Origin of the sequence: Subtercola boreus, assembly GCF_003399645.1 — a bacterium.
Classification (GTDB): Bacteria; Actinomycetota; Actinomycetes; order Actinomycetales; family Microbacteriaceae; genus Subtercola; species Subtercola boreus_A.
Window position 1 is genome coordinate 1 of record NZ_NBXD01000061.1, and the last position, 780, is coordinate 780.

At 60.1% G+C, this 780-nt stretch carries 1 protein-coding gene; it reads right to left on the reverse strand.

The features are described from left to right. The coding region (locus B7R24_RS16875; RefSeq protein WP_147304102.1) for an AMP-binding protein at positions 1–733 on the reverse strand (733 nt) is incomplete at its 3' end. Positions 734–780 lie beyond the last annotated feature (47 nt).

Here is a 780-nt window from a genome sequence, read left to right on the forward strand (position 1 = left end):
CGCGCGCGACTCCCGCTCCGCCGATCCACAACTCGCCAGCCACCCCGACCGGACACAACCCGCCGTGAGCATCCACCACATAAACCCGCGTGTTCGCTATCGGACGACCAATCGGAACAACCGCACCCGCAAAAGATGCGTTGCTTTCGTCGAGTAGGTAGGCGCACGACGACACAGCTGCTTCAGTCGGGCCATAGATGTTGAATACTTTGAAGTGTCGCTGGCCCGTTTTGAATGCTCCGCTCGGCAGCGCCTCACCACCCAAAAGAACCACGCGCAGTGCAGGTAACCGATTCAAGTCCTGCACGAAGGTTCCGGCAAGATATGCGGGTGTCAGATTCGCGACGGAGACTGAGAAGCGTTGCATGGTGTCGATGAGCTGGTCCCCGCCCCAGATCGTGCTGCCACGAACAACCAACGTCGCGCCGGCTGATAACGCCAGGAAGATTTGCTCGGCGGAGGTGTCGAAGCTGATGCTCGCCAATTGCAAAACCCGGTCAGCCGAGCTGATCTGGTACCGGTCAAGGCCGTCTTCCACATCGGCCACAACACCCTGGTGTTCGATCATGACGCCTTTTGGTGTGCCGGTTGAGCCGGAGGTGTAGATCACGTAGGCCAGGTGATGGGAGGTCAGTCCGAGCGCGGAGCGGTCTGGATTCGTGTCGACACCACTGTCCCGCTCGACAGTAGTCAGATCAAGCAGCGGGCAATCCAGACCCCCCGTTTCCACCATCTCAGCAACACGTCCAGCCGTGTTCGCGTCCGTGAGAACGGCCAACG